Source organism: Falsiroseomonas tokyonensis, from assembly GCF_019024325.1.
In the GTDB taxonomy this organism is placed as follows: Bacteria; Pseudomonadota; Alphaproteobacteria; order Acetobacterales; family Acetobacteraceae; genus Falsiroseomonas; species Falsiroseomonas tokyonensis.
Genome location: NZ_JAFNJS010000006.1, coordinates 169,731 through 188,978, shown reverse-complemented (window position 1 = coordinate 188,978; position 19,248 = coordinate 169,731). Strand labels below are relative to the sequence as shown.

The 19,248-nt window shown below is 71.9% G+C and carries 8 protein-coding genes and 1 tRNA gene; 3 read left to right on the top strand and 6 right to left on the bottom strand.

What is annotated here, in order from left to right; all coding sequences use genetic code 11:
* The first annotated feature begins 11 nt into the window (after positions 1-11).
* Together J3S20_RS30930 and J3S20_RS20255 are read left to right on the top strand one after the other, a co-directional pair.
* Positions 12-12,239: a strawberry notch C-terminal domain-containing protein gene (locus tag J3S20_RS30930; RefSeq protein WP_216838332.1), complete on the top strand. Its 12,228-nt coding sequence runs from the start codon at positions 12-14 to the stop codon at positions 12,237-12,239.
* A gap of 194 nt (positions 12,240-12,433) precedes the next feature.
* Positions 12,434-13,528: a capsular polysaccharide export protein, LipB/KpsS family gene (locus J3S20_RS20255; protein ID WP_216838331.1), complete on the top strand. Its 1,095-nt coding sequence runs from the start codon at positions 12,434-12,436 to the stop codon at positions 13,526-13,528.
* Here the strand turns inward: J3S20_RS20255 and J3S20_RS20250 are convergent.
* Complete coding sequence (locus J3S20_RS20250) at positions 13,464-13,688, bottom strand: hypothetical protein (RefSeq protein ID WP_216838330.1); 225 nt, start codon at positions 13,686-13,688, stop codon at positions 13,464-13,466. The two genes, J3S20_RS20255 and J3S20_RS20250, sit on opposite strands and share 65 nt — an antisense overlap.
* Before the next feature lie 190 nt (positions 13,689-13,878).
* Here J3S20_RS20250 and J3S20_RS20245 point away from each other — a divergent pair.
* Positions 13,879-13,955 (top strand) — tRNA-Pro (locus J3S20_RS20245).
* Between the two features lie 101 nt (positions 13,956-14,056).
* On the opposite strand, the gene J3S20_RS30925 is transcribed toward J3S20_RS20245, so the two are convergent.
* The 5 genes from J3S20_RS30925 to J3S20_RS20220 are packed head-to-tail and all read right to left on the bottom strand — an operon-like array spanning position 14,057 to position 19,248.
* Positions 14,057-15,085, bottom strand: a complete 1,029-nt coding sequence (locus tag J3S20_RS30925; protein ID WP_343215264.1) for an MBL fold metallo-hydrolase — start codon at positions 15,083-15,085, stop codon at positions 14,057-14,059.
* Positions 15,082-16,605, bottom strand: a complete 1,524-nt coding sequence (locus J3S20_RS20235) for an AMP-binding protein (RefSeq protein ID WP_216838329.1) — start codon at positions 16,603-16,605, stop codon at positions 15,082-15,084. The genes J3S20_RS30925 and J3S20_RS20235 overlap by 4 nt, the downstream gene beginning before the upstream one ends.
* Positions 16,602-17,618: an NAD(P)H-dependent flavin oxidoreductase gene (locus tag J3S20_RS20230; RefSeq protein ID WP_216838327.1), complete on the bottom strand. Its 1,017-nt coding sequence runs from the start codon at positions 17,616-17,618 to the stop codon at positions 16,602-16,604. Before J3S20_RS20230 ends, J3S20_RS20235 begins: the two co-directional genes overlap by 4 nt.
* Positions 17,619-17,628: 10 nt before the next feature.
* A complete protein-coding gene (locus tag J3S20_RS20225; RefSeq protein WP_216838326.1) occupies positions 17,629-18,444 on the bottom strand; it encodes an SDR family NAD(P)-dependent oxidoreductase in 816 nt (271 codons plus the stop codon).
* A gap of 9 nt (positions 18,445-18,453) precedes the next feature.
* Entirely contained in the window at positions 18,454-19,248 is a 795-nt protein-coding gene (locus J3S20_RS20220) for an enoyl-CoA hydratase/isomerase family protein (protein WP_216838325.1), read from the bottom strand.

The following is a 19,248-nucleotide window of genomic DNA, read 5'->3' as shown; positions in this document are numbered from 1 at the left end:
AGCGCATGTAGATGGCCGAGGTCGACGACTGGGTAACCCTCCCCGAGCCCGCAGCCGCGGCTGACGCCGATGACTGGCAGACGATCCCGGATCAGGGCTTTGCCGACACGCGCGAGCGCCTGGGCGCCGAGGCCGGCCGGCGCCTGGGCCTCTCCGAGCGCCAGGCCGCGCCGCCCACTCCGGCCGCCGCGCCGCCGGCGCCGCGGCGCGCTCCCAACCCCGGCATGCGCCGCGCCGCGCCGATCGAGGGCTTCGACGAGCCGGACGTGCCGCCGCCCCCGCCGCCCGCGCCGGAGATCAGCACGGAATTCGAGATGCCGCCGCAGGCGCCGGTCAGCCTGCCCGGCACGCGCGTGCTGGAGGGCATCCGGGCGCTTGGCCGAGTGCCCGACCGCGGCGACCTGATCCGTGACCAGGGCCAGCAGCAGCGCGCGCAGATCGACGCGATCGACCCGCAGGACTATGCCGGCGCGCCCCTGACATATGACGAGGCCACCCTTGGCCAGCGCCTGGGCGAGCAGCTGCGCGGCGGCGTCGATGCGGCGCGTGGCGGCTACAACCTGCTGACCGGCAGCCTCGCCATGGAGGAGCTTGGCGCCCTCGATCGCGCAGACCGGGGCGAGCGGCTGCCCGACAATGCGCGCACCCCCTGGCACGAATACCCGCCCGAGCAGCGCGCGCGCGCCCGGGCCTCGCTGGAGCGGCGCTTCGCCCAGAACATGCGCCAGGCCCTGCAGTCGCAGCAGGCCGCCGCCGCGCGCCTGCGCAACCCGCGCGTCCAGCATCTGGCCGAGGCCGTCGATAGCGGCCGCGCTGGCGACGCATGGCGGATCTTCGCCTCCGACCCGGCCGGCATCATCCAGCAGCTGTCCGTGGAGAGCCTGCCGCACATGGCGCTGCCGCTGGCCGGTGGCCTGGCGGGCGGCCTCGCCGGCCTCACTCCGGGCCTGATCGGGGCAGGGATGGGCAGCTTGCTCGCCGATGCGGGCCCGCGCTTCGCCGAGATCCTGGGCGACCGGCTGAAGGCCGCGGGCGTGGACCCGATGGACGGCGCCGCGGTGACCGCTTTCGTGCGGGCGAATCCCGACATGGTGGCGCAGGCGCGCCAGGACGCCTCGCGTGGCGCGGCGGTGGTCGCGGGGGCGGATGTGGCGTCGTTCGGCACGGCCGCCGGCTTGCGCCGCGGCGCTGGCGCGCTCCGCAATGCCGGCCGGGTGGCGCGCAACGTCGGCATCGAGGTCGGAACCGAAGGGCTCGGCGAGGCCGGCGCGCAGGTCGCGAGCACCGGCGAGATCACCCCTTCCGAGGTGCTGTTCGAGATGCTGGGGGCTGCGCCGCAGGCAGCCGGCACCACGGCGTTCGGCACCATCCAGGAGATGCGCCGGCCGCCGGCCGGCGAGGCCCCGTCTGCTCCGTCTCGCGGAACCCAGATCCTGCGCGAGACGCTGGCCCCGACCTTCGAATCCCCGTCGCCGCCGTTGGTCCCGGCCGGCGCGGGGACGCCGCCGCCCCCTGCTGCTGCTGCGCCGGCACCCGCCTCCCCGGGTGCCCAGGCTGCGCCGGCGGGGGCGGCGGCACCACCCGACCAAGTTGCGCCCGGGGTGCCCGCGGCCGAAGGCTCCGAGCCTGCGGCGGGTCCGGGTGCGGGCGTGGCGGCGCCACAACAGCCTTCTGCGATGGCTGGTGCGACTCCTCCTGTGGCGCCGCCCGCTGCCCCTCCGCCGCCGCCCGGCGGCCGCATGTCCCTGGAGGCGGCCCTGGCCGCGCCGTCGCCCGAGGTCATCGCGCGGCAGCGCGCCGCCGACGTGGCGCGCTGGCAGCAGCAGCTGCCGCAGGGATTCACCGTGGTGGAGGAGGACGGCGTGTTCTCCGTGCTCGACCCCGATGGCGACTGGATCGACCAGACCGACACGCCGAGCGACGCCGCGATCGCCGCCAGCATCGAGGAGGCCAATGGCCGCCTGCAGCAGGGCCTCTATCCGCAGATCACCCGGGAGGGGGACGGCACGCGCGCCGCGCCGGTGCAGGCCCAGCGGCCGGGCGATGTGGACGCCGCCGCCGGCGTGACCGCGGCGCCAACCCCGGCGCAGGCCCAGGCCGGCAACTATGCGAAGGGCCGGGTGCGGCTGCACGGCCTGGATGTCGCGATCGAGACGCCGCGCGGGCAGAACCGCACCGGCGTGGGGCGCGACGGCCGGCCGTGGTCAGTCGCCATGCCGGCGCACTATGGCTATTTCGCCCGGAGCGAGGGGAAAGACGGCGACGAGGTCGACGTTTACCTGGGGCCGCAGGCGGAGAATGCCGCGCTGCCGGTCTTCGTCGTGGACCAGGTCGCCCCGGACACGGGCCGCTTCGACGAGCACAAGGCCCTGATGGGCTTCCCCAGCCAGCAGGCGGCAGAGGCGGCCTACCGCGCCGCCTTCAACGACGGCAGCGGCGACCGGCGCATGGGCGCCATCACCAGCATGCCGCTCGACGAGCTGCGCACCTGGCTGGCGGCCGGCCGGGCCCGCAACCCCCTGAACCCGGGCGCGATCGCCGAGGGCATGCGGTGGCGGGCCGAGGCCGCCGCCGCGGTGAAGCGCGGCGAGCGCGAGCAGCGGCGCGCCGAGCGCAGGCAGCGCGAGGGGTTCGAAGCCAGCGGCAGCCGCGCCCCCGACAACCTCTCCGAGTTCATCGCCTCCCGCGGCGGGCTGCGCGACGACCGGGGCGACGTGCGGTTCATGGCCGGCCAGGCCAACCCCTTCCTGCCAGGCTTCGGCCGCCTGATCCGCCCCACCGGCATGGCCTTCGACCGCGCGCTGGAAGCAGCCGTCGAATCCGGCTGGATGCAGGATGGCGACACGATCACCGACCTGCTGGCCGAGATCGACAACAACCTGCGGGGCCGCGGGGTGGACCCCGAGACGCGGAAGGGGCAGCGCCAGCAGGAGTATCAGGCCGAGGCCGAGGCGGAGAAGTATGCGGCGCGCCTGGTCCAGATCCGCGACATGGCGGAGCAGCTGGGCGCGAAGCTGCGGCCCGGCGAGGCCGAGGCGGCGGCCGCGATGGCGGCGGCCGAGGAGATGGACATCGCCGACGCGCTGGTGATGGTGCTGGAACGCAACTTGGTGGATGCGGTAGATGAGGCCGCCGACGCCGCGCCCGAGGGCAGCGAATGGGAGATCCCGTGGGATGAGGAAGCCCCTGCCGCCGCAGGACCGGGCGAAGCTGGTGAAGGACGGCCGGAAGCGGGCGGCCTCCCAGACTGGATTGACATCGAGCCAGAAGCAGGAGCTTCGCCGACTGTCGACGGCGGTGGAAAAGGTGGGGGCGGAAGCCGACCGCCGCAGGTCCAAACCGAAACCGTAAGGACGCTGGACGGGACGGGCGAGCAGAGCCTGATCCCAGGTGTTGCGCCGGTCACCGACCGCGACCGGCTCGGCGTCATGGCAGACAAGCCCCTGCGCGGGGGCGCCGCGCCGCCGCCGGCGGGTGGGCTGTTCGACCCGGGCGCGACGCAGCAGCCCGACTTCATGGACATGCCGGGCGTGCGCCAGCCCAAGGCGACCATGGCAGATAAGGCGCCAGCCATGGCTGATAGCGCCCCAGCCATGGATGATAAGCCTGCGCTGGGCACCGAAGGCATCCGCCTCGCACGCCAGTTCGGCGAGGCCTTCTCCGGCGACCGCGCCTTCGCCTCGATCGGCCAGGCCCGCACCTTCGCCGCCGGCATCCTGGGGCGGAAGGTCGAGCCCGGCACCGCTGACGCGAAGATGGTGGACGAGGCGGCCGAGCTTGGCGTGGTGCTGGCGGCGCGCGCGCTGGTGCGCAACGGCCGCAGCCGCGGCCCCCTCCATGTCTATCGCCGCCTGGTGGACCTGTATGGCCGGCAGCCGCGGCTGGGCACCCGGACCTCCGACAGCATCGAGCGGCAGGCCTACAGCACGCCCGCGCCGCTGGCATGGCTGGCGTCCGAGCTGGCCGGCATCACGCCGCGCAGCACGGTGCTGGAGCCCACCGCCGGCACGGGCATGCTGCTGATCGGCGCCACGCCGGACCGGGCCGTGGTGAATGAGCTTGACCCCGAGCGCGCCGCGGCGCTGATCGAGCAGGGCTTCCGGCCCACCTCCGCCGACGCCGCCGGCGGGGAGGGGGAGGGCAGCTTCGCGGGCGAGAACGTCGACGCGGTCATCGCGAATCCGCCCTTCGGCGCCGTGCGTGGCGAGGACGGCCGCACCCGGCGCTTCGATATGAGCTTCATCCAGGACGGCTACGAGACGGGCGAGATCGACCACGCCATCGCGCTGCGCGCCCTGGAGGGCATGGCCGACGACGGCCGGGCGGTGCTGATCCTGGGCGGTGTGGCGAAGACCGTCACCGACCCGCAGAAGCGGGCCGATGCCTACAATGGCAAGGCGAAGCGCGAGTTTTTCCTCACGCTCTACCGAAACTATCGGGTAACGGACCACTTCACGGTGGCCGGCGAGCTCTACGCGAAGCAGGGCGCGGCCTGGCCGGTGGATGTGGTGGTCATCGAGGGACGCGGGCGCAGCGACCGGCGCCTGCCGTCCCAGGGAGCCCCGCGGATCTACAGCGCGTGGGACGCGCTGGAGGAGGTGCTGAATGGAGATCGCGGACAGCCCGTGGCCGATGCCGGGGCGGATGCTGGCCTGGGCGCCGCCGGGGGCGAACCCGGCAGCCGGGGCGATCGCCCTGACGCAGGCGCAGATGGCGGCCGGCCTGACCCGGCAGGACTACCGGGAGAGGCTGACCGACCGGGTGGAGTGGCTGGTGGCGCGGCACCCGGAGCCGGCGGCCGCGGTCGCGCTGCTGCAGGAGGAGCTCGAGGCCCGCGGCCTGTGGCTGGCGGGCGAGCCGCAGCGGGAGGAGCCGCACCGGCAGGTGTGGGAGCTGCTGGCGGAGAACCCGGCGTGGCCGGACTATCTGAACCTGGTGCTGGACCTGCCGGCGAAAATGCAGCCGCGGCTGATGCCGGAGGCCGTGGAGGCGATCAAGGCAACCAGCCTGGAGCAGTGGCTGGCGGCGGCGTTCCTGCCGATGGAGAAGCTGACCTAGACGCGCTGTTCGGCGAGGTTCTGGACGAGGAGTTCGGGCCCGCGCCGGCGCCCGCACCACGGGCTGAAATAACGCCCCGAGCCGGGGAAGAGCCGGCACCCCGCCCCGCCTCCACCGTCGCCGCCTCCGCCGCCGCCAGCACCGCCCGCGGCATCGGCGACATCGCGGCCGCGCTCGAATCCATCCTGCTGCCCAAGGGCGGGAAGATCAGCAGCAACCCGCTGTTCGACCCGGAGCAGTATTCCCGGGTGCTGCCGCTGCTGCGCGAGGCGGCGGCCAACTTCCGCGAGGCCTGGGCCGACACCAAGGAGCTGCTGCGCCGCCTGGTGCAGGCCATCACCCAGGCCATCCCGGCGGAGCGCCGGCGGCAGTTCGCCGAGGCCCTGCGCCCCTACATCACCCGCTTCGCCGGCGACCTGCAGGCCGGGCGGGAGACGCTGGAGGATGCGCCCGAGCAGACCCCGGTTCCGGGAAATAGGGGGGGTTTGCCGGAATCGCCGGCGCCAGCCCGCCGCGACCAGCCGCAGGACGAGGAGACGGATCGCCAGGTGGCCTACAAGCCCCGGGCCGATGCGAACGGCGTGGGCACCCTGGTGCCGGTCAACATGCAGACCGCGGTGGCGAAGGCACTGGAGCGCGCCGAGCAGCGCGCCGGCATGCCCCTGGTGGAGTTCGTGGCCGACCGCCTCGACTATTCCCCGGACGAGGTGCGCCGCTACTTCTCGGCGGAGCAGATCGACGCCATCGCGCTCGGCATCCACAACCTGGACGACGACGCGGGCTTCGTCATCGGCGACCAGACCGGCGTGGGCAAGGGCCGCTTCGTGGCGGCCATGATCCGCTATGCGCTGAAGCAGAACCTGATCCCCGTCTTCGTGACGGAGAAGCCGAACCTCTATGCCGACATGGCGCGCGACCTGACCGACATCGGCATGCCCGATGCGCTGGGCCAGATCCTCCCGACCAATGCCGGCCTGAGCCTGGCGCTGAACGACGAGCCGGACGGCCCGCGCCTGCGGACCCCGGACCCGAAGCGGCACAACCAGGCCCTTTCGGAGATGGAGGCCCGCGCGCTGCAGCGGGACCGGCGCATCGTCTTCACCAGCTATTCGCAGATGCAGCAGATCGCCGAGGCAGATACCGCGCGGATCACGTTCCTCCAGCGAATCGCCCCGCAGGCCTTCCTGATCCTGGACGAGTCCCACAATGCCGGCGACGCCGACAGCAAGCCAGCGGGGCGCGATCGCGGGACCATCTTCCGCGGCTTCCTCTCCGCCGCCCGCTCCGCGGTCTATTCCTCCGCGACCTGGGCGAAGCGCCCCGACGTGATGGATCTCTACGGCATCAAGACGGACATGCGCCTGGCGGTGCCGAAGCTGTCCGCCCTGGCCAATGCCATCGCCACCGGCGGCGTGCCCATGCAGCAGATCGTCTCCGCCATGATGGCCGAGAGCGGGCAATACATCCGGCGCGAGCGGTCCTTCGCCGGCGTCACATACGACCTGGAGCCCATCGAGGTGAACCAGGCCACCTATGACGCCGTCTCCCGCGCGCTGGCCGACATCTTCGAGATTTCGCAGATCGTGGCCGCGGTCGCGAAGGAGATGGACAAGGAGGCCAAGGCGGAGGGCAAGCGGCTGACCGGCGGCGAGGGCTCGGCCGGCGCTGGCGTCGAGAGCGCCAATTTCGGCGCGGTGATGCACAACCTCATCAACCAGCTGCTGCTCGCGTCCAAGGCGCCGGGCACCGCGCGGCTGGCGATCGACGCGCTGAAGCGCGGCGAGAAGCCCGTCATCGCGGTGGCGAACACCATGGGCAGCTTCATCGAGGAGTTCGCCGAGCAGAACAACGCGGCCAGCGGCGACGTGCTGGACCTAACCTTCAACTCCCTGCTGAACCGCTATCTGCGGCGCCAGCTGCGGCTGGCCATGAAGCGGCCCTTCATGAAGAAGGGCGAGAAGGCCGAGGAGATTTGGCTGACCCCCGAAAGCCTGGGCGCCGAGGGCAGGGCCAAATACCTCGCCGCCGAGCGCCGCATCGCGCAGATCGACCTGGAGCAGTTCCCGGTTTCGCCGATCGACTATATCCGGTCGGAGCTGATGCGCGCCGGCTACAAGGTGGGCGAGGTGACCGGCCGCACCGAGGCGGCGGATTACCGGGCTGACGGGAAGGTCTATTACCGGCGGCGCCCGCAGAAGGAGACCAGCACGGCAGGCCGCCTCGACGCCATCCGCCGCTTCAACGGCGGCACGGCGCAGCGCCCGCTCCCGGATAGCGAGCGGATCGACGCCATGATCCTGAACCAGAGCGGCGCCACGGGCCTGTCCCTGCACGCGAACGCGACCTTCGGCGATCGCCGCCGGCGGATCATGCTGATCGCCCAGGCCGAGGCGAACATCGACACCTTCATGCAGATGCTGGGCCGCGTGCATCGCACCGGCCAGGTCATCGCCCCCGGCTATCTGCAACTGGTCGCCGGCGTGCCGGCCGAGAAGCGCCCCGCCGCGGTGCTGGCGAAGAAGATGGCCAGCCTGGCCGCGGCCACGACTGCCAACCGCCGCGGCGCGCTGGGGGCGGAAAACAGCCCGGACTTCATGAACCAGTATGGCGACGAGGTGGTTGCCCGCATCGTGGAGGAGGACGGCGGGCTGTGGCGGGCCCTGGGCGAGCCGAAGGTGCGCGACGATTACGACCAGCCGACCGACGCCGCGCGCCGCGTGACCGGCCGCATCCCCCTGCTGCCGCTGGCGCGCCAGGAGGAGGTCTATGCGGAGATCGAGGCACAGTATCGGCGCGCAATCGAGCAGGCCGACGCCCAGGGCACGAACGCGCTGGAGGCGAAGACCCTGGAACTGGACGCCAAGCTGCTCGACGAGAAGCCGTGGACGGAGGGCAAGGGCAAGGCCGGCAGCCTGTTCGCCGGCCCCTCTGTCATCGGCCGCTATGATGTGCGGAAGCAGGTGCAGCCGCCGGCGCTCGACACCATCGGCGCCCGGGTGGCCGAGTCGCTGGGCCTGGGGACGGCCGACCGGTTCAGGACGATGAAGCGGGAGGAGATTGCCGCGGCGCTGCAGCAGGCCGCCGGCGCACCAGCCGACACCTGGCGCAGCGACATGCTGGACCAGATCGAGGAGTGGCACGCTGCCGCGGCCTCCGAAATCAGCGGCAAGGTCAAGAAAGCCGACACCGCGAAGAAGGCCAGGGACCGCCTGGACCAGCAGCGCGACGCCGTCACCGCCGTCGTCATGCAGATCACCCCCGGCAACTTCGCCAGCGTGCAGGTGGGGGACGCCTTCCCGGAGGAAGGGCTGGTGGTGAACCTGTCGCCGCCGGACAAGGGCAACCCGCTGGCCCCGGGCGGCTGGGATCTGTCCGTCATGCTGGAGGACGGAAGGCGGATCGAGACCAGCCTCGCCGGCGTCTTCACGCCCACCAACCAGCCGCAGAGCGGGAAGGACCTGAAGGGCGGAGACGACATCATCATCCGCGGCCTGGTCGCGCCGGATGACCACCACGCTGCGTTCCTGGAGCGGCTGGAGCGCGCGGCGCGCGAGGTGCGCGAGGAGCGGTTCATTGTCACCGGCAACCTGCTGGCCGGTTTCGCCAAGCGCCGCGGCCAGATCGCCAACTTCTACACGGCAGAGGGCGACCTGCGGCAGGGGATCATCCTGCCGGCTGGCTTCGATCCGGAAGCCTTCGAGGCGGCAGAAGCGCCGAGCGTCGCCGCTGACGAAGCCCAGGCCTTCCTGCTGGATTCCTCGCTCGACCTGCCGATGATCGAGACCAGCGACGGCGCGGCGCGCATTGCCCGCGACACCGAAGGCCAGTTCGTCATGACCGCCCCCTCCAGCAAGAAGGAGGGGGCGGTCTGGTTCCTGAACCGCGACCTGCGCCGCGCCATCGGCGACCTCGCGGGCTCCGGCAAGGACATGCGGAAGCGGTTCGACCGGTATCTGCTGCCGGAGGCGCTGCGCGCCTTCTACAGCATCGCCGCCGACCAGAAGCAGCGCGTCATCTCCAAGACGCCGCAGGCCGCCGAATGGGTGAAAACCCGGCGCGAGGGCGAGGGGCGGCGCATGCCCGCCGGCGGCGGCAGCCCGCTCTACTCCACCCCCTTCGACCCGGCGGCCTTCCGGCGCTTTCTGTGGGACCCGCTGACCCGGGCGGTGGGCGGGCAGGGCGCTCTCGCTCGCATGGCGGCCGCGGTGCGGGAGGAAAACATCAAGGTGATGCTGCGCCTGTGGCGCGGCGCGCCGACGCCGGCCGGCGTGACGGTGAAGGACATGGAGGTCGCGAGCGACCTGACCATGTTCGGCCGCTACCTCCGCACCCCGGACAAGCTGTTCCGCCGCTTCCCTGCGCTGGCCGCGCTGATCCAGCAGGGCATCCGCAGCGAGCAGCGGCAATCCGTGTGGATCACCCGGCTCACCGAGGAATACGACCGGATCCGCGCCGCCCTGTCGAAGGGAAGGGGCGATTGGGCCAAGGTGCAGGCCACCATCTGGCAGGCCGACGCCGAGGGCATCGACCTGGAGACGCCGGAAAGCGCCCGGGCCTATTTCGATGAGATGGGGCTGAACCCCGCGGAGGCGCGCGCCGCCGGCGCCATCAACCGCCTCTTCGTGAAGCAGGCGCGTCTGGTGGACCAGCACCGCCGGGCCATGATGCCGAAGGTGAAGGCGCGGAAGGCCGAGGTCTGGCGCCGCATGCAGCGCGCCATGGCCGGCGGGAGCGTTCCCAGCGAGGAATACGCCAAGGCCTACCGCCGCCGCACCTACCTGACCGGCCGGATCAAGGCGGGGAAGGGCGACCTCACCGCGCAGGCGGCCGAGGTGGAGCAGATCAACGACATGCTCCGCGGCATGCGCCTGGCTGACCCGGACCTGCAGGCCACGATGACCAAGCTCCAGGATGAATACGATGACCTGGAGGCCCGGCTGCAGGCGACCAGCGTGCGGCGCCTACAGGGCTACGCCCCGCATAAGTTCTATGGCTCCTGGCGGCTGTTCGTGCAGGAGGGCGTGGACGAGAACGGCGAGCCGATCCGGGTGGAGATCACATCCGACCAGGGCTTCTACGATTCGAAGGACCGCGCGATCGCCGCGGCGGCCGACTATCTGCGCGAGAACCCGGATGCGACGCTGACCGTCGAGCCCCGCACGGTCGTCTTCCCCTCCACCCATGGCGGCGCCACCCTCTCCGATGCGGCCTATGCACGGCTGCGCCGGGGGCTGGAGGCCGCCGCGGCGGAGGAGGGCATCACCGCCAGCACCGTGGACCTGCTGCGCGGCGTCGCGCGCCGCCGGAGCCGCCGCCGCACCTTCGCTCCGGGCATGCAGCGCAAGGGCGCGGAGGGCTTCTCCGAGGATCTGGCAAAGGTGATGCGGACCCACATCGGCCAGACGGTGCGCTACGTCGAGATGGACAAGCTGAAGTTCGCCTATGTCGAGACGGCCGAGGCCGAAGGCCTGTCCCCGACCCGGGCGACCAGCCTCCGCCTGGAGGGCAAAAAGAACCTGCAGGACGCGCTCGAAGCCTGGTGGCGGGACGTGAACGGGTCCAAGCAGGGCGGCGAGGAGCAGATCGACGCCTGGCTCTCCTCGATGCCGGTTTCGCGCTCCGTCATCTACGCCATGACGCCCGGGCTGCTGGTTGGCGCCGCGGGCACGCCCATCACGGGCGCCGCCATGGCCGGCTATCTGGGCTGGCGGATGTATCAGGCGCGCGAGAAGGGGGGCGCCTTCCCCACGCGATCCGTGGTGTCCGGCATCACCTCCGACATGGCGCACCTCAAGCTGGGCGCGCTGTTCAACCTGGGCTCGGCGCTGGTGAACCTGTCCCAGACCATGGTGAACACCTTCCCCGTGCTCGGCGCGAAGTGGACCGGCATTGGTGTGCAGCGGGCCGCGGCCGCGCTGGTCAGCCAGGCGCGGAACCAGGACACGCCCGGCCGCATGTCGAGCGACGCGCAGCTGCTGATGCGGGCCGATATCCGCACTCGGTTCCGATTCGCCGAGGACAACCCGCTGCTGGCGGAGGCGGAGAACACCATCAAGCGCCTCTCCATGCTGCCCTTCGAGACGGCTGAGCGGCTGAACCGGGCTGCGGCCTATCTGGGCGCCTACCACCGGGCGGAGGCGCGCGGCGCGTCGCCGGCCGCGGCGCAGGCAGAGGCCACCGCCATCCTGACCCGCACCCAGTTCCACCAGGGGAACGCCAACAAGCCGGAGCTGCTGCGGGCCCAGTGGGCGCGCATCCCCCTGCAGTTCAAGAATTTCATGCTCCAGCAGCTGGGCTTTATGTTCAGCCTGCGGGGGGCGGAGATCGGCCGCTTCCTGCTGGCGCTGTTCCTGATTGGCGGCGCGCTGGCGCTGCCGGGGCTGCAGCTGCTGGATTGGCTCGCGGAGCTGGTCTTCAAGCTGAAGCCGTCCGACGCGGTCGCCGAGCTCGTGGCCGATGCGCAGGGGTTTGGCGACGCGGTCGGCGGCACGGTGCAGGCCCTGGCGCGCGGGCTGCCTGGCCTGTTCGGCGCCGCCATCTCGGAGCGCGTGGGCATGGGCGCCGGCTTCCTGCCGGACCAGGGCAGCGACTTCACCGGCCCGGCCTGGGGCACCCTCCAGGCGCTGCGGCAGGCCGAGCAGCAGAGCGCCCAGCTCGTGGACACCCTCACCATGGTCTCGCCGGCCGCCATGCCGCTGAAGGCGCTGGAGGCCGCGGCCAACGGCGCCAGCATCACCAGCAGCCGGTTCTGGAGCATGGAGGGCTTCGGCGACGGTCGGGCCGTCTGGACGAACCCGCGCCGCCCGACGCAGTCGCCGATCGAGCCGACCACGGGCGAGCTGGCGACCCGCGCCGCCGGCCTCCAGCCGACCCGGTGGGCAGAGCAGTCCGCGGTGCAGCGGCGCCAGCTGGCCCGCCAGGCCGAGCGCCGGCGGCAGGAGGATCGCTACCTGACGCGCATGATCCAGGCCAACCGGGAAGGGCGGTCCTCCGAAATCGCCGAGATCCGCGCGGAGGCGGCGCGGGCCGGCCTCACGCTTGCGCCCAACCGGATCCGGGAGGCGCTGCGGAACAGCACGATGGACCGCACCGACCGGGCGACCCGGGCGGCGCCGCGCCAGGATCGCGGCGAGCTGCAGCGCCGCATGAGGGCGCTGGACGAGCGGAGCGGCGTTCAGTAGGCTGGCGTGACGAGACGTTGTCCTACCAATGCCTCGTCGGTTCTGGCTCCCAAGACGTCAGCGGTTTGTTAAATCGGTGTGACGACGAGAACGGGCTTCGACCCCGGCCTCGGCAACCGCCCGCTCTGGCAACAGGGCGGGCGGTTTGCGTTCCGGGCGTAGCACTCCGTATCGCAATACGATATTTGTGCTGCATGCCGATCATCGACCCGACCGCCCTGAGCTTGACCCCGGCGCAAGTGGAAGCGGTCTATTGGAAGACGGCCTCGGGCTTCCGGGCCACCATCAAGAAGCTGTTCGAGCAGACCTGGCGCGTCCCCGAGCCCCTTCCCCTGATCCGCTTTCTGCAGCTGGTCCAGCGCCCGCAATGGGCGATTGCCCACCGCGAGGGTTCGAGGGACGTGCTCGGCCTGACCAATGCCCTGCTGCCGGTGCTGCGCGGCGCGCAGGCCCGGCTCATCATCCACTCGCCCTACGAGGTGGTGGAGGCGCCCAACCTCATCCGATTCGCCCACCACGGCGGCGGCCGGCGGCGCCAGGTATGGCACTTCAAGGCCGCGGCCCTGCCCGACCACATCGCCATCGACCGCGATGGATACGGCGGCTCCTCCGAAATCTTCGGCTTCGAGCCGCGCCGGCTGGAGGAGGTGCAGCCGGCCGAGGCCGAGGCCTTCCATGCCGCGCTCGCCGCGGATTATGCCGGGCGCCGCAAATCCAAATACCCGCAGGACGAAAAGGCCGCGGTGCCGGCGCCCGGCTTCATCCTGGTGCCGCTGCAGCTGCGCGCGGACGCGGTCATCGCGCACAAGCTGTTCAGCCAGCCCTATGTCGAGGGCATGGCCCAGGCCATCGCCTCCCTGGCCGCGGCCGGCCATCGCGTGGTGGTGAAGCGGCACCCGCTCTGCGACGACAAGGCGGTCGGGCAGATGCTGGCCGAGCTGCCGCCTGGGGTGGAGGTCAGCAAGGCCTCCGTCCACTCGCTCCTGCCGGCCTGTCGCGGCGTGGCGGTCCTGAATTCCGGGGTGGGCTTCGAGGCGCTGATCTACCTCCGCCCGGTGCTCGCCATGGGGAAGGCCGAATATGCGGTGGCGAGCCGGAACCTAGCCGATCCGGCCGAGGCCGGCGCGGCGATGGAGGAGGCGATCGCCGGCTTCGACGCTCTGCGCGTGAAGCGGTTCCTGACGCTGGCCGTGGGGCAATTCCAGGCCGACCTGCGCGACCCGCTCACCGTGCAGCGCCAGGTGCTCCGGGCGCTGTGCTGGAATTTCCTGGAGACAGCGCCGCGCTGACCGGCGCCCCGAACTGATAGGGCACGCGGCCCAGGCCGGGCAGGTCCACGCTGATCTGCCAGTAGCCGCCCCAGCAATCATGGATCCTGTAGAGCTCGGCATCGGTGATGCCCGGGGCGATCGTGCGCGCGAAGGCCAGCGCGCTGGCGCGATCCTCCATCCCCTCCCTCCTTTCCTATCGCGGTGATTTTCTGGAACAGGCGCCGAACGCGCGCGCGCCGGTTTCTGCGCCGTTTCCGCGCCACTGTGACGCCAGCGTGGCGCGGAATGCCATTTTGTTCCCCCCTTCGACCCGATCTTGCCCGGGGGGCTTGCGCGGAAACGGCAGGAAACCTAAGACACGGGCCAGTCGGAGCGTAGCGCAGTCTGGTAGCGCATCAGTCTGGGGGACTGGGGGTCGTGGGTTCGAATCCCGCCGCTCCGACCATCTACCTTGCCAGCCCCCGCCCAAGCCCGCGTGTCAGACGCGGCCGGCGCCAATCCACGGCATGATCGCCTCCGGCTTCACCAGCCGGACGGGCTAAGCAGCTAGACAGCCCCGCCCAGGGGGCCGAAGCGCCAGCTTCCATCCGCCGCCAGCGCGCAGGCGATGCGCCCGGTCGCCGCAAGGTGGCGCAGATGCGCCAGCGCCTCCGCCAGGGCGAAGCTGTGCTGGCGCCCGGTCTCGATCCGGCGTCCGAAGAGCAGGGGGATGGCCTCCGCCGCCGTCCAGCCCGGGGCCAGCCCGTCCTCCAGCCGATGCAGCGCCGCCGCGTGATGGTCCTGCAGCGCCCGAATCCGCGCATGTAGCCCGTCGAAGGGCTCGCCATGCGAGGGCAGCACATGGGTGCCCTGCGGCAGCAGAGCGAAGCGGGCCAGGTCGCGCAGGAAGACGCCGAGCGGATCATGCTCCGGCTCGTTCGGCTGGATGCCGACATGCGGCGAGATGCGCGGCAGGATGTGGTCGGCCGAGATCAGGATGCCGCGCGCGGCATCGTGCAGGCAGGCCATTTCCGGCGCATGGCCGGCGCCGATCCGTACCTGCCAGTCGCGCCCGCCGATGCGCAGCACATCGCCTTCCGCGATCGGGCGGTAGGTGGCGGGCGGCGGCAGGACGGAGCGGCGATACATCAGCCCCTCCGCCGCCACCCAGGCCAGATGCGCGTCGCTGGCGCCGGCGCGGCGCAGCAGGGCGAGCAGGCCCTGCAGCAGCACCGCGTCATCCTCGGCCAGCAGCAGCCGGGTGCGCTGCCATTCGCTGCGCGGCATCAGCAGCGGGGCCTGCCAGGTGGCGCAGACCCAGCCGGCCAGGCCGACATGGTCGGGGTGGAAATGCGTGACGAGCACCCGCGTCACCGGCCGGCCGCCCAGCACCTCGGCGAAGATGCGTTCCCACCAGCCGCGCGTCGCGGCATCGCCACGGCCGGTATCCACCAGCAGCCAGCCCGCGCCATCCGCGATCAGCCAGCAATTCACATGCGATGGCGGGCCGGGCAGGGGCATGCAGGCGCGCAGCAGGCCCGGCGCGACCTCCGCCACCTCGCCGGGCGCCGGCCGGGTGGCGGGTGGCGCGATCACGCCGCCGTGCCGGCGAAGGCCTCGCGCAGGCGCCGCTTGAACACCTTGCCCATGCTGTCGCGCGGCATGTCCTGCACCATCCAGATCCGGCGCGGCACCTTGTAGCCGGCGAGCCTGGCGCGCAGGAACGCGGCGATGCCCGCGGCCTCCGGCGCCGCGCCCTGCCGCGGCTGCACGGCGGCGACCAGCGCCTCGCCATATTCCGGATCGGCCACGCCGAAGACCGCGCAATCCGCGACATCCGCATGGGTGATCAGCACCGCCTCGATCTCCGCCGGGTAGATGTTGACCCCGCCCGAGATCACCATGTCGCGCTTGCGGTCGGTGACATAGAGGTAGCCCTCGGCATCGAGATAGCCAACATCGCCATTGGTGACATGGCCATCGCGTTCCACCTTCGCGCGTTCGCCGGGCAGGTTGTGGTAGGTGAAGGGCAGGGCATTCGGGCCGGAATCGACGAAGATCTCGCCGACCTTGCCCGGCGGCAGCATCCGGCCCTCCTCGTCCAGGATGCGGATGGAGGTGCCGGGCAAGGCACGGCCCACCGTGCCGGGATGGCTGAGCCATTCCGCCGCGCCCACCGAGGTGATCAGGCTGGCCTCGGTGGAGCCGTAGGTCTCGGACAGGATCGGCCCCCACCAGGCGATCATCGCGCGCTTCACATCCGGCGCGCAGGCCGATCCGCCATGCGTCACGCCTTCCAGCGAGGAGACGTCGTAGCGCGCCCGCACCGCCTCCGGCAGCTTCAGCAGCCGCACCAGCATGATGGGCACCAGCGCCAGATGCGTCAGCCGATGCGCCTCGATCGCCTGCAGCAGCTCCTCCGCATCGAAGCGGGGCAGGACGAGGATCAGCGAGGCCTCGGCCAGCGCGATGCGCGCGTTGGAGGCGGGGCCGGCATGGTACATCGGCCCGACGATCGCCGTGCGCATCCCCTTCTTGGCGCCACCGACCAGCGTGCGGATGCGCCGTGCGGCATCGTGCTGTTCCGGGGTGCCCGGCAGGCGCCGCACGCCCTTGGCGCGGCCCGTGGTGCCGGAAGTATAGAGCATCATGCCGAGCGATGGCGGCGCCGGCGCCGTCCACGGCGCATGCGCATCACGCCAGTCCGGCCAGGACAGCAGGCCGGGCGGCACGGGCTGCACCTCGGCGATGCCATAGGCCGCGATCATCTCGGGCGGCGTCGGCACGACGATCACGGTGACACCCGCCGGCACCAGCGCCGCGATCTGTGGCAGCAGGTCGGCATGCACGACCAGCACGCGCGCCCCGCTATCGGCCAGCACATGGCCGGCCTCGTCGGCGCGGAAATGCCAGTTGATGGCGACGAGCGGCGCGCCGAGCCGGTCGGCGGCCAGGATCACCTCCAGATAGACGGGCTCGTTGCGCAGCATCGCGGCCACGCGGTCGCCGGCCGCCACGCCCAGCGCGGCCAGGCCCGCCGCCGCGCGGGATGCGCGCTGGCGCAGCGCGGCGCCGTCTTCCCGCTGCGTGCCGAACAGGATCTGCTGCCCCGTCATGCCGGCACCGCCTGCGGCACGGCGAGCGCGGCCAGGCGGCGCTGCGCCGCCACGGCGCCCTGCACCAGCCCGTCGATGATGCGCTCCATCGGCTCCACCTCCTCCACGAAGGCCGCGGCGGGGCCGCAGGAGAGCATGCCGCGCTCCACCTCGCCGCGGCGATAGGCATGGTCGCGCGCCTCGGTGCCGGCGATCACCTCGGCGAAATCGGCATGCTCGCGCGCGCCGGCGGCCTGACGGCGCAGCACCTCCCGCGCCGCGTCATTCTCCAGCACGCGCCAGGTGCCCAGCGGATGCGCGCCGCCGAAGGCGACGGCGGTGGAGTCCTGGCCGGCCGCGACGACCCGCTGCTTGTAGGCGGGATGCGCCCAGACCTCCTCGGCCGCCAGCAGGCGCGATCCCATCACCACGCCATCGGCGCCGCTGGCCAGCGCGGCCAGGATGCTCTCGCCCGTGCCGATGCCGCCGCCGATCACCAGCGGCACGCGCAAGGCGCGGCGTGCCATTGGCGCCACCACCATGCAGCCCAGCGCGGCATTGCCGGGATGCCCGCCGGCCTCGGGCCCCACAATGCAGACGGCGTCCGCCCCGGCCTTCTCGGCATTCAGCGCATGGCGCAGCAGCGGGCATTTATGAATGGCGATGCCGCCTTCCTGGTGGATGCGCTGGATCAGGTCGCCGGGCGCGTGGCCCACCGTCTCGAAATGCCGCACGCCGGCGCGCAGCGCCAGGTCCAGCCATTCCTCCAGCAGCCGGTTACGCGCCGGCACGCGGGACAGATTCAGGTTCACGCCGAAGGGCATCCCGCCCGCCAAGTCGTGGCAGCGTTCCAGCTCCCGCGCGAAGGCGCCGGGTTCGGGGAAGGATCGCGGCGTCAGGAAGGCCATGCCGCCCGCGCGCACCACCGCGGCGACATAGGCGGCATCCGAAAGCCACATCAGCCCGCCCGCCAGGATCGGGTGGCGGATGCCGAACAGCTCCGTGACGCGGGTGCGGAAGGCGGGGGCGTGCATGGCGCGATCCTCAGGGCATCGCGTAGCCGCCGCTCGCGCCGATATGCTGCCCGGTGATGAAGGCGGCGCGGTCGGAGGCGAGGAAGGCGACGACGCCGCTGACATCTTCCGGCCGCGACAGCCGGCCGAGCCCCTTGGCGGAGGGATAGGCGTTCAGCATCTTGGCCAGGCGTTCATTCGTTTCCGGCGTCGCATCCGCGCTGGTCGCCTGGCCCGGCGCGATCCCTTCGTGGGAGACGGCGCCGAGCACCACGACATTCGCGGTGATGCGGTCGCGGCCATGTTCCTTCGCCAGCGCCTTGGTCAGGCCGATGATCGCGGCCTTGGCGCCGGAATAGGCGGCGAGCCGCGCCTCCCCGATGCGACCGGCCTCGGAGGCGATGGAGATCACGCGGCCCCAGCCCAGCGCGACCATGTCGGGCAGCACGGCGCGGCAGCAATACATGGTGCCGAAGACATTCAGCTCCACCGTCTGATGCATCTCGCGTTCCGGCGTATCGATGAACAGCGGCGGCATGCCGCCCTTGGCGCGGCGTTCCGGCGTGACGCCGGCATTGTTGACCAGGATGGAGATCTGGCCGAGGGATTCGCGCACCTTCGCGACGAAGGCGGCCACGGCCTCGGGCTTCGTGATGTCGCCGGGCGCGGCGATGGCCTGGCCGCCGGCGGCGCGGATTTCCTGCGCCACCGCCTCCGCGCGATCGGGAAACAGGTCGTTCACCGCGACCTTCGCCCCCTCCGCCGCCAATTCGCGGCAGATCGCGCGTCCCACGCCCTGGCCGCCGCCGGTGACCAGCGCGACCTTGCCCTGCAGATGGAGTTCCATGCCTGTCCCTCAGCGCCCGGTGAAGACGGGCTTGCGTTTCTCGACGAAGGCGCGGAAGCCCTCGCGCTTGTCCTCGCTGTCGATGATCATGGCGGCGGCGTAGCGCTCCGCCTCGAAGGCGGCGTCGAGCCCGGCCAGCATCGCGGCATTGGCGGCGCGCTTGGCGAAGGCCACGGCCAGCGGCGGCATCTCGGCGATCTTCCGCGCCGTCTCCAGCGCCGCGCCCAGCACGTCGCGCTCCACCACCTTGCTGACAAGGCCGAGGGAAAGCGCCTTTTCGGCGGTCAGGTGCTCGGCGGTGAACAGCAGCTCCTTTGCCGCGCTGGCGCCGATCAGCTGCGTCAGCGTCTGCGTGCCGCCGGCGCCGGGTATGGCGCCCAGCTTCACCTCCGGCAGGCCGAGCCGGGCATGGGCCGCGGCGTAGCGGATATCCGCGGTCAGGGCGAGTTCGAGCCCGCCGCCCAGCGCCACGCCATTGATCGCGGCGATCACCGGCCGCTCGAACTCGATCAGGCCGCGGATCAGCTGGTGGGTTGCGCGCTGCGCCATGAAATACTCCGGCCCCGTCCGGCGGCTGTCCGCGCGTTCCTTGATATCGGCGCCGGCGCAGAAGGCACGCTCGCCGGCACCGGTCAGCACCACGCAGCGCAGCGTGGTGTCGCTGCGTGCCAGCTGGAAGAAGGCGCGCGCCAGGTCGTCCTTCATGCTGCCGCCGATAGCGTTCATCCGATCCGGCCGGTTCAGCGTGACGGTGGCGATGCCGCCGGCGCTTTCGTAGATCAGGGTCTCGAAGTCCTCGCGCAT